The following is a 10082-nucleotide window of genomic DNA, read 5'->3' as shown; positions in this document are numbered from 1 at the left end:
CGTCGACGGGAACCGGTGCCCGACCTGCCGCTGGACGAACGCCGGGTCGGCGCCGTCCTCGGCGGCCACCGGTTCCACCAATGGCACGAACCCGACGGCCGGCCCCAGCACGGGCGGCGGAATGAGAGGCGGCATGGGCGTCGGTGACGGTGCTCCGCAGGGCTCCACGGGTACCAGTGGCAACAGCGGTACGAGCAACAGCGGCGGTCAGTCCATGGGGACGCCCCCGTCCGGCAACACCTCATCCTCCAGCGGGAGTTCGCCGGACACGGCGGCCGAGTCGGGCACGCGTCCGAGCGGCGACGGTGGAGGCGGCGGGACGGGCGGCGGCACCCAGGTGTCGTCCGACATGATCACGTACCTCAAGAAGCACCAGGACGGGGCGACTTGGCTGCTGGCCGTGGCCACCGACCAGACGGCGTCCTCGGTCATCCTGGAGTCGGGCCAGCCGGTGATCTCCATGGGCGGCTGGTCGGGCAGCGACAACGCCATGACCCTGGCCAAGCTCAAGAGCCTGGTGAAGTCAGGGAAGTTGCACTACATCATCATCAGCAGCGACACCGGCCAGGGTACCGACTCGGAGATCGCCACCTGGGTGAAGGAACACGGCACTGCGGTGAACTCCTCGGCGTACAGCTCCAGTTCGACCACGAGTTCGTCGACATCGACGTCCAGTTCGACCTCCACGTCGACCAGCAGCGGCCTGTACCGCCTGGACGCCTCCGACGTCAGCTGACCGACCTGCTCCACACGTCCGCACGGGCGGGCCACCCAAATCCCTCCGGCGGCCCGCCCGCCTACGTATGCATGCATGCATGTGTGAGGGGAGCGGCCTCTGTATGAGGGGAGCAGCCTCAGCTCACAGGCAGTACCGGACCAGCCACTCGTCCTCGTTGTACGCGCCCTTCGCCGGATCCGGCACGGACGCGGGCTGCGCCGCCACCATGTCCTCCACGCGGATCCGCTCGGGCAGCTGCCCGAAGCGGGCGTGACGCACCGCCTCGACCGTTTCCGGGGCCTTCACTTCAGTCGTCGCTTCGATCCTCGCGTCGTACGTCATCGCATTCCCCGTTCGTTCGAGCCGGCCCTCCTCCAGCGTACGGGAGGGCCGAACCACGCCGGCAGCGCCAAACGACGAGTTCAGCAACCTGACGCAGCGGATCCCGGTGCGTGGCCTGCCGGTCGGCCCGCTCCGACTGCCGGACAGCGCAACGGCGTCGCACTGGGCCGACGGTCTCACCGTCACCGACGCCGAGCCGCTGGTCACGTACGACCATCCGCACTTCGGCCGCTGGGCGGCGGTCACCACTCGCCGCCACGGCGCGGGCCGGGTGACGTACGTCGGGACGGTGCCGGGCCGCGACCTCGCCCGGGAGCTGGCGTCCTGGCTGGCCCCGGCCGCCCGCAGCGTCTGGGGTGACCTGCCGGCGTCGGTCACGGCGACGACCGGTACGGCCGAGGACGGGCGGCGCGTGCACATCGTCCACAACTGGAGCTGGGAGCCCGCCCGTGTCACGGCCCCGGCCGATCTGACCGACGTACTGAACACCGGCCCGGTCCCGGCGGGCACCGAACTGGACCTCGGCGCCTGGGACGTACGGGTGTTCAGCACCGACTGAGCACCAGGCGGGGCCTGTTGTCGTCGGGCGACGACAACAGACCCCGCACGTTCAGCGGCCTGCGGCCTGCGGCCTGCGGCCTGCGGCGGATGGTGTAGCGGGCTGCACCAGGCATTCGGGAGGAGGGTCCCTCGTGGGGGCGATCAAGCGACGGGATCGTAGTCGGCAGAGATCAGAACCCCATCTGTCGCCGCCGAAGGAATGTCAATGAAGTCGCTGCCCGCCGCCGTGAAGGCGTTCATGCCCTCGAACCGCCGCCGTGGCCGTCGTACCACCACCATCGCCACCGCCGTCGCCGCCGTCACCCTGGCCGCCGGACTCCTGACCGGCTGCGAGGACCTCGACAACTCCCTCGACTGCCTCGGCAACGCCGACTCGGTCGCGGACAGCGTGAAGGCGATCCACGAGGCCGGCTGGGACGCGGTGAAGGACCCGTCGAAGACCGGCGACTCCATCGACACCATCGACAAGAACCTGGACAAGATCAACAAGGAGACGGACGACAGCGAGGTCGACAAGGCTGTCGACGATCTGGGCAAGGCGATGGACGACTACAACACGTCGATACTGAACGGCGACACGAGTCCGGACTCCAGCAGGATCGACGCAGCCGCCGACCGGCTCAAGGACGTCTGTACGTCGTAGGAAGACGTCTGTACGTCGTAGGCAAACGCGACCGGGGCCCTGCCGTACGACGGCAGGGCCCCGTCAGCCATGGGCGCTTCCCGATCCTCAGCCCTCGTCGGGCGTCAGCCGCAACGAGATGCTGTTGATGCAGTACCGCTGATCGGTCGGGGTCGGATAGCCCTCTCCCTCGAACACGTGCCCAAGATGCGACCCGCACCGAGCGCAGCGCACCTCGGTCCGCACCATTCCGAGCGTGCGGTCCGCGATCAGCTCCACCGCGTCGGTGTCCTTCGGGTCGAAGAAGGACGGCCAGCCGCAGTGCGACTCGAACTTGGTGTCCGAGGTGAAGAGTTCGGCGCCGCAGGCCCGGCAGGAGTAGACACCCTTCGTCCTGGTGCCCGTGTACTCACCCACGAAGGCGGGCTCCGTGCCGGCCTGACGCAGGACCGCGTACTCGGCCGGCGTCAGCTCCGCGCGCCACTGCTCGTCCGGCTTTTCGACGTCGTACGACATGAAGCTCAGCCCCTTACTGCGAGAGTCACCGCGAAAACCACTGCGGAACCGCGAACGTCACCGTGCCAGGCGGTCCAGGATCCGCGGGCCCAGGTCCGTGACATCACCCGCGCCCATGGTGAGAACGAGATCACCGGGCTTCGCCATTCCCGCGACGGTCTCGGGCACCTCGGCCTTGTCGGACACGGCCGTCACATCGGCGCCCGCGGCCCGCGCGGCATCGATGATCAGCGTGCTCGTCACGCCGGGAATCGGGTCCTCGCGGGCCGGGTAGATGTCGAGGACCACCGACGCGTCCGCGAGCGCCAGCGCCTGGCCCATCTCCCTGCCCAGCTCCTGGGTACGGGAGAAGAGGTGCGGCTGGAAGACCACCAGGATGCGCGCGTCGCCGACCGCCGCCCGCATCGCCTCCAGGTCCGTCGTCATCTCGGTCGGGTGGTGCGCGTAGGAGTCGATGACCTGGACGCCCGCCGCCTCACCCTTCAGCTGGAGCCGCCGCTTCACCCCCGTGTACGCCGCCAGGGCGGGGGCCAGCTCGTCGGCCGGCACGCCAAGCGCGACACCCGCCGCGAGCGCGGCCACCGCGTTGTGCGCGTAGTGCCGGCCCGGGACGGAGACGGCGAACGTGAGCTCCTTGCCGCCCAGCAGGACGGTGACCTCGCTCTTCAGACCCTGCGGTACGACCGACAGGACCCGCACGTCGGCGTCCTCCGCCTCGCCGTACGTCACCACCGCCACGTCGCACGCCGTGACCCGCCGCGTCAGCTCCCGCGCACCCTCGTGGTCCGCGTTGATCACCAGCGTTCCGCCCTCGGTGACGCAGTCGGCGAATGTCTCGAAGGACTCGTAGATCTCGTCCATGGAGGCGTAGTTGGCATGGTGGTCGAGTTCGACGTTGAGGACGATCGCCACCTCGGGCGCGTACTTGTGGAAGCTGCGGTCCGATTCGTCCGCCTCGGCCACGAAGATCTCGCCGTCGCCGTGCAGGGCGTTCGAACCGGGCGCGTCCAGGTCGCCGCCGATCGCGTAGGAGGGGTTCAGCCCCAGTGCGCTCAGGGACACCGCCAGCATGGAGGTCGTGGTCGTCTTGCCGTGGGTGCCTGCGACCGCGATCGGCCGCAGGCCGTCCATCAGTCGGGCGAGCGCGTCCGAACGGTGGACGACCGGAATTCCCAGCTCCGCCGCCCGCGCCAGCTCCGGGTTGTCCGCGCGGATCGCGGAGGAGACCACGACGCAGGTGGCGTCGTCGGCGAGGTGCCCGGCCGCGTGCCCGATGTGCACGGTCGCGCCCAGCGCCCGCAGCGCCTCGGCGGTCTCGGACTCCTTCGCGTCACTGCCGGCCACCACGGCCCCGCGCTGCGCCAGGATCTTCGCGATCCCCGACATCCCGGCACCACCGATACCGATGAAGTGCGGTCGGTCCATGGCGGTAGGAAGGCCGGGTGCCATGTATGTCTCCCAGTGCGTGGTGCGTACGGCGGACGTTCGAGGAGCCAGCCTATTGCCTGCGAAACGCGGGTGACCGCATCGCCCTGGGGTGCGCGGGGCCCTGTCGATGCGCGGCTCCGCCATGCGGGCGCGGCCGGCCCCCACCCGCCCGCGGCCGAACAACTTACGCCTTGCTGTGCGAGAACAGCTTCAGTACAGGCACCCCCACCTTGTGCCGAGCCCGCGAAGCCCAGTCCCGGTGGAAGAACTCCTCCACGTAGTGGGGATCGGTCAGCACGATGACCTCGTCCGCCTCGATCTCGTCCACCAGCCCCCGCAACGCGTCGAGCGGATGGTCCTCGACGATCCGCCCCTCCGCCTCGTGCCCCGCCCCCCGCAGCGCCGTCAGCGACACCTCAAGGGCCCGCTCCCCCAGCGCCGCCGCGTCCTCGCCCTCCGGGGTCTCCCGCTCGCGCGCCGCCTCGTCGAGCTCGCCCAGCGCGATGTCGTCGATGGCCCGCAGGAGCCGGTCGGCCTGGTCTCCACGGGGCTGGAGCAACACGTGGAAGGCCACGTCCTCGTCGCCGTGCAAGGTGGTGACGAACTCCACGTCGGCGGACGTCAGGGCCTTCTCGATCATCAGTACGCTTGTGAACACGACAGGCGTCCTTCTCCTCCGTGGGCCGTTCGTAGGCCCCTGCTGAAACCATCCTGCCCCGTGATCGCACGGGGACTGCGAAATTCAGTGTGCCCAGCGAAAGACAAACGGAACGACATATTCCGGATCACGTCGGGGCGAGCGGGACCCCGCGCGTCAGGAGCGGCGATAACGGCTGAACAGGAAGCCGGAGTCCTCCAGCAAGGACACCAGTTCGAAGTGACGGGGAACCGGCACCGCGGGTCCGCCCGAGATCCGCTGGGCATCCCCCACGGTGAGCATCGGGGAGATCGTCAGACACAGTTCGTCGAGCACACCGGCCGCCACCAGCTGCCCCAGCAGTCGCGGCCCGCCCTCGGCCAGCAGCCGGGTGTGCCCGAGACCGGCGAGGGCCTGTACGGCCCGTGCCGGGTCGACGCCCATGCCGTCACCGGCGACGACCACCCGGGCGCCCGCCTTCTCGGCCGCCGCGACCCGGTCGGGGGCGGCGGCGGCACCCGTGAGGATCAGGGTGGGAACCAGGGGCGAGGTGAACAGCGGGAGCGAGTAGTCCAGCTCCAGGCTCGCGCTGACGATCGCGATCGCCGCCGCCTCCGTCTGCCCGGCCGCCTCCCGGGCAGCGGCGAACTCGGCACGCGCGCGTGCCGGACGGTAACCCTCCTGGCGTACCGTTTCCGCACCGACCAGGACCACGTCCGCCAGCGCCCTCAGGGTGCCGAAGATCCGCATGTCGGAGGCGGACGAGATGGGCTGGGAACGGCCGTCGTGCTGGGCGGCGCCGTCGAGCGTCGACACCATGTTGGCGCGCAGCCAGGCCTCCCGGCGCCCGTTCGTCCGCTCGGGGTAGGCGTAGGCGGCGGCCAGCTCCTCCAGGCTCCACTCACGGTCGACCGCTCCGGCACCGGGCGAACCACCGGCATCCACGGCCCCTCGCGGGGCCTCGGACACTGTCTCTTCGGTCACAGGGAACAGACGTCGCATGCCAGGCAGTCTGGCACGGCCCTTAGCATGGTGAACCGTGCCTACCATCCCCGCGTCCCCCGGTTTCGGTCCGATAGCCGACACGGCTCCGCTGTCCCTGTGTGTCCGTGAGCCGCATGTCCCCGCGGACCGGCTGGTCGCCGAGATGGTGCCGCCGCCCCGGTTCGACTCGGTGCGCTTCGGTACGTACCTCCCGGACCCGAACCAGCCCAGCCAGACCGAGGCCGTGCGCGTCCTCGACGCGTTCGCGGGCGGGCTCGGCGGGGCGCACGCCGTGGGGGGCGGCAGGCGCGGCTTCTTCGGGTTCGGGAAGGTCAAGGCGTCCAAGGTGCCGGCCGGCCCCCGTGGCGTGTACCTCGACGGCGGTTACGGCGTCGGCAAGACCCACCTCCTCGCCTCTCTCTGGCACGCCACTCCGGCCGAACCCGCGCTCAAGGCCTTCGGCACCTTCGTGGAGCTGACGAACCTGGTCGGCGCCCTCGGCTTCCAGAAGACCGTCCAGACGCTCTCCGGCCACCGGCTGCTCTGCATCGACGAGTTCGAACTGGACGACCCGGGCGACACCGTCCTCGTGTCGACCCTGCTCGGCAAGCTCGTCGAGGCGGGCGTCGCGCTCGCCGCCACCTCGAACACCCTGCCGGGCAAGCTCGGCGAGGGCCGGTTCGCGTCGGCCGACTTCCTGCGCGAGATCCAGGGCCTGGCCGCCCACTTCCGGGCGCTGCGCATCGATGGCGAGGACTACCGCCACCGAGGGCTGCCCCAGGCCCCGGCGCCGTATTCCGAGGAGCAGGTGACCAAGGCCGCGTACGCCACCGAGGGCACGTCGCTCGACGACTTCCCGCAGCTCCTCGACCACCTCGCCCGCGTGCACCCCAGCCGGTACGGCGCCCTCACGGACGGCCTGAAGGCCGTGTGCCTCACCGATGTGCGGCCGGTGCCGGACCAGTCGACGGCGCTGCGGCTCGTCGTGCTCGCCGACCGGCTGTACGACCGCGAGGTGCCGGTGCTCGCCTCCGGCCTGCCCTTCGACCAGTTGTTCAGCGAGGAGATGCTGAACGGCGGCTACCGCAAGAAGTACTTCCGCGCGATCTCCCGCCTGACCGCGCTGGCCCGCGACGCCAAGGGCCTCGTGGAACCCTCGTGACGTATTGACCTGCAAACCATACGAACTAGCGCAGGTCAAGGATAACTTCACGTCACCCCACCCGCAATTTTCAGGCTCTCTTCAGCATGAAACGCTAAGTTAACCCTGCAAACAACTTCGCAGGGTTAACGTGTTTCTTGACCCGCAGTTGACCAACCGTTGACGCGTACGAGAGATCACGATTGCCTGGAGGGGGGCGCATGTTCCGAGGTGCTACGGCCCGGACCGTGATTTCCCTCCTCGCCGCCGCCCTGTTGACCCTTCAGCTCTTCGCTCCCGCGGCATCCTTCGCATCCGCGCACACAGCGCGTCATGCTGAGGCCAAGGCCGAGCCCAGAAACAAACCCAGAGCGACAGCCCTGCGCGACGAGTACGTCACCTGCGGTGATGGCGGTCGCCATCACCACCCGAGCCTGCCCCTGCGCACCCGCGACCGGCATCGCGTCGCCGATTCAGGTCCTCAGGTGCCCGAGCGCCCGCTCCTCGCAGTGGACCCCACGTCTCCGCACGAACCGGAAACGCGCGTCACATCACGCCATCAGGCGCCCAGATCACTGACAGCCCACACCCCGGCCACACTCCAAGTGTTCCGCTGCTGACAGCAGGAACGTCCCCCCACGTTCTGTCAGCACGTCCGACTGTCATGTACGTCCGACGCGCCATCGAGGCGCGCCAGGAGGAGTCCCCACATGCAGCCCCTCATCGACAACGCCCGCACCTTCGGTCAGCGGCCTGAGGAGTTCGCCAAGCTCGCCGAAGGCCAGTCCCCCCAGGTCCTGTTCATCACCTGCTCCGATTCCAGGGTCGTCCCGGCCCTGATCACGGGTGCCAGGCCGGGTGAGCTCTTCGAGCTGCGCACCGCGGGCAACATCGTCCCCCCATACGCCTCAGCCCTCCCCACCGGCGAGGCCGCCACCATCGAGTACGCCGTGGAGGTCCTCGGCGTCAGCGACATCGTCGTCTGCGGACACTCGCACTGCGGTGCCGTCGGCGCCCTGGTGCGCGGCGACGACCTCACCGCCGTACCCGCCGTACGCGACTGGCTCGCGCACGCCGCCGACGCGCCCCCGGCCACAGAGACAGCCACGACCCCGTCCGACACCGACGACCCGACGGTCGCCTCGGCCGTCCAGCACCACGTCCTGGCACAGTTGCTGCGGCTGCGCTCCTACCCGTGCGTGGAGCAACGCCTGGCGAAGGACGAACTGCGCCTGCACGGCTGGTACTACGAGGTGCACACCGGGTCCGTGCGCGAACACCGCGCCGCCACCGACGCGTTCGAAGCGCTGTGAGGGCCGCCGTGACCATCCTCACCAAGGCCCCCCATCTGCGGCAGGACTTCGCCGCCTCGATCGTCGTGTTCCTGGTCGCCCTGCCGCTGTGCGTGGGCGTCGCCGTCGCCTCCGGCGTGCCGGCCGAACTCGGCCTGGTCACCGGCATCGTGGGTGGCATCGTCGCCGGGCTCCTGCCCGGCAGCAGCCTCCAGGTGTCCGGGCCCGCCGCCGGCCTCACCGTCCTGGTCTTCGAGGCCGTACGGGAGCACGGACTGCCCGCACTCGGGGTGATCGTGCTCGCCGCCGGACTGCTCCAGCTCGCCATGGGCGCCCTGAAGCTGGGGCGCTGGTTCCGGGCCATCTCGGTGTCCGTCGTCGAGGGCATGCTGGCTGGAATCGGGCTCGTCATCATCGCCGGGCAGCTGTACGCGGCAGCCGGGCTGAAGGCCCCTGCCGCCGGACTCGACAAGATCACCGGGCTGCCCGAGGCCGCCGCGAAGGCCGCGGGGAGCAGCAGCTCGCTGGCCTCGCTGGCGATCGGCGCGGGCACGATAGCCGTGATCGTGCTGTGGCAGCGGCTGCCCAGGAAGATGCGGGCGGTACCGGGCGCCCTGGCCGCGGTGGTCCTGGCGACCGTCGCCACGCTCGTCCTCAGCCTGCCGGTGGCGACCGTCGAGGTGAAGGGCCTGCTGGACGCCGTCCAGCTGCCCGGGCTCGGCTCCTTCGGTGAGCTGGCGAGCCTGAGCGTGATCGGCACGGTCGTGGCGTTCACGCTGATCGCGTCCGCCGAGAGCCTGTTCAGCGCCGCCGCCGTGGACCGGCTGCACGACGGTCCGCGCACCCAGTACGACAAGGAACTGATGGCGCAGGGCGCCGGCAACACCGTGTGCGGACTGCTGGGCGCGCTGCCGATGACCGCGGTGATCGTGCGCAGCTCGGCGAACGTCCGGGCGGGGGCGCGGACGAAGGCGTCCCGGGTGCTGCACGGCGTATGGCTGCTGCTGTTCGCGGCGCTGCTGCCCGGCGCGCTGGCGCTCATCCCGCTTCCCGCGCTGGCCGGCATCCTCGTCCACGCCGGCTGGAAGCTCGTACCGCTGCGCGGGATCGTCTCGCTCTGGCGCGAGCACCGGGGTGAGGCGCTGATCCTGGTGGTCACGGCCCTGGCGATCGTCTCCGTGAACATGTTCGAGGGCGTGTTGATCGGTCTCGCCCTGTCCGTGGGCAAGGCCGCCTGGGAGGCCTCGCACATCAGGCTGGAGGTCATAGACAAGGGCGCCGGGCCCGTCCAGGCGTATCTGTCGGGCAACGCGACCTTCCTGCGGCTGCCGAAGATACTCGACAGCCTGGAGGCGCTGCCCCAGGACCGGCCGATCGAGCTGGACCTGTCGGGCCTGCACCACCTGGACCACGCCTGCCGCACGGCCCTGGAGAGCTGGGTGGAGCGGCACAGCACGGCCGGGACGGAACCGGTCAGGGTGATGACGCCGACGCCGTAGCCGCCGCGGTCCTCGCCCGCGAGGTTGCCCGGTCCGGGGCTCGACCCGAGCCCCGGACCGGGCATATCGTTTGTTAAGGGTGCCGATCGGCACGCACGGGACGGCTGCGAGAGGTCGTCGTCATGCTTGAGGAACTACTGACCACGGGCATCGCCGCCGGGGCCGCCGGGCTCGTCTACGTCGGGGCGGCGGCACGGGTCGTCAAGCAGTACGAACGCGGGGTCGTCTTCCGGCTCGGCCGCCTCGCCGGAGACGTACGGCCGCCCGGTTTCACGCTGGTGGTCCCGTTCGTGGACCGGTTGCAGAAGGTCAACATGCAGATCGTCACGCTGCCGGTGCCGG

At 70.2% G+C, this 10082-nt stretch carries 11 protein-coding genes and 1 pseudogene; 7 read left to right on the top strand and 5 right to left on the bottom strand.

All coding sequences use genetic code 11. The features are described from left to right. Window positions 1-133: 133 nt before the first annotated feature. Window positions 134-736 carry a mannosyltransferase YkcB-related protein gene (locus IEY89_RS39460; protein WP_229695716.1) on the top strand — a complete coding sequence of 201 codons (603 nt, stop codon included), beginning with the start codon at window positions 134-136 and terminating at the stop codon, window positions 734-736. Between the two features lie 123 nt (window positions 737-859). Here IEY89_RS39460 and IEY89_RS39455 read toward each other — a convergent pair whose 3' ends face one another. Next, window positions 860-1060, bottom strand: coding sequence for a hypothetical protein (locus IEY89_RS39455; protein WP_189152346.1), 201 nt, complete (start codon window positions 1058-1060; stop codon window positions 860-862). A gap of 46 nt (window positions 1061-1106) precedes the next feature. Here IEY89_RS39455 and IEY89_RS39450 point away from each other — a divergent pair. Together IEY89_RS39450 and IEY89_RS39445 are read left to right on the top strand one after the other, a co-directional pair. Continuing rightward, a pseudogene (locus tag IEY89_RS39450) lies at window positions 1107-1619 on the top strand (beta-galactosidase trimerization domain-containing protein); the annotation flags it as partial. Window positions 1620-1826: 207 nt separating this feature from the next. Beyond that, window positions 1827-2264, top strand: a complete 438-nt coding sequence (locus tag IEY89_RS39445) for a hypothetical protein (protein ID WP_229695714.1) — start codon at window positions 1827-1829, stop codon at window positions 2262-2264. Window positions 2265-2351: 87 nt separating this feature from the next. On the opposite strand, the gene msrB is transcribed toward IEY89_RS39445, so the two are convergent. The 4 genes from msrB to IEY89_RS39425 form a co-directional block, all read right to left on the bottom strand. Further along, on the bottom strand, window positions 2352-2759 hold the full coding sequence (msrB, locus tag IEY89_RS39440; protein WP_189152343.1) for a peptide-methionine (R)-S-oxide reductase MsrB: 408 nt from the start codon (window positions 2757-2759) through the stop codon (window positions 2352-2354). A gap of 57 nt (window positions 2760-2816) precedes the next feature. Next, window positions 2817-4208, bottom strand: coding sequence for a UDP-N-acetylmuramate--L-alanine ligase (gene murC, locus IEY89_RS39435; RefSeq protein WP_189152342.1), 1392 nt, complete (start codon window positions 4206-4208; stop codon window positions 2817-2819). A gap of 163 nt (window positions 4209-4371) precedes the next feature. Next, complete coding sequence (locus IEY89_RS39430) at window positions 4372-4845, bottom strand: putative universal stress family protein (RefSeq protein ID WP_189152341.1); 474 nt, start codon at window positions 4843-4845, stop codon at window positions 4372-4374. A gap of 156 nt (window positions 4846-5001) precedes the next feature. Continuing rightward, complete coding sequence (locus IEY89_RS39425; protein WP_189152340.1) at window positions 5002-5826, bottom strand: pyrimidine reductase family protein; 825 nt, start codon at window positions 5824-5826, stop codon at window positions 5002-5004. A gap of 37 nt (window positions 5827-5863) precedes the next feature. Between IEY89_RS39425 and zapE the strand changes: the two genes are divergently transcribed. The 4 genes from zapE to IEY89_RS39405 all read left to right on the top strand — a co-directional run. Next, the gene (zapE, locus tag IEY89_RS39420; protein WP_189152339.1) at window positions 5864-6970 is read left to right on the top strand and encodes a cell division protein ZapE; all 1107 of its coding nucleotides are present in this window, start codon (window positions 5864-5866) and stop codon (window positions 6968-6970) included. Window positions 6971-7659: 689 nt separating this feature from the next. After that, entirely contained in the window at window positions 7660-8262 is a 603-nt protein-coding gene (locus IEY89_RS39415) for a carbonic anhydrase (RefSeq protein WP_189152338.1), read from the top strand. Between the two features lie 14 nt (window positions 8263-8276). Then, on the top strand, window positions 8277-9740 hold the full coding sequence (locus IEY89_RS39410) for a SulP family inorganic anion transporter (RefSeq protein WP_229695717.1): 1464 nt from the start codon (window positions 8277-8279) through the stop codon (window positions 9738-9740). A 122-nt stretch (window positions 9741-9862) separates the two neighbouring features. Next, a partial coding sequence (locus tag IEY89_RS39405; RefSeq protein ID WP_268240806.1) for an SPFH domain-containing protein occupies window positions 9863-10082 on the top strand: 220 nt, incomplete at its 3' end.

The organism is Streptomyces lacrimifluminis, assembly GCF_014646095.1.
Taxonomy (GTDB): domain Bacteria; phylum Actinomycetota; class Actinomycetes; order Streptomycetales; family Streptomycetaceae; genus Streptomyces; species Streptomyces lacrimifluminis.
This window is presented reverse-complemented; position numbering and strand designations above follow the sequence as displayed.

Excerpts from the sequence above, each read along its gene's own strand:
- IEY89_RS39445 (WP_229695714.1), top strand. The coding sequence starts at position 1,827 with ATGAAGTCGCTGCCCGCCGCCGTGAAGGCGTTCATGCCCTCGAACCGC.
- IEY89_RS39415 (WP_189152338.1), top strand. The coding sequence starts at position 7,660 with ATGCAGCCCCTCATCGACAACGCCCGCACCTTCGGTCAGCGGCCTGAG.
- IEY89_RS39455 (WP_189152346.1), bottom strand. The coding sequence starts at position 1,060 with ATGACGTACGACGCGAGGATCGAAGCGACGACTGAAGTGAAGGCCCCG.
- msrB (WP_189152343.1), bottom strand. The coding sequence starts at position 2,759 with ATGTCGTACGACGTCGAAAAGCCGGACGAGCAGTGGCGCGCGGAGCTG.
- IEY89_RS39460 (WP_229695716.1), top strand. The coding sequence starts at position 134 with ATGGGCGTCGGTGACGGTGCTCCGCAGGGCTCCACGGGTACCAGTGGC.
- murC (WP_189152342.1), bottom strand. The coding sequence starts at position 4,208 with ATGGCACCCGGCCTTCCTACCGCCATGGACCGACCGCACTTCATCGGT.
- IEY89_RS39425 (WP_189152340.1), bottom strand. The coding sequence starts at position 5,826 with ATGCGACGTCTGTTCCCTGTGACCGAAGAGACAGTGTCCGAGGCCCCG.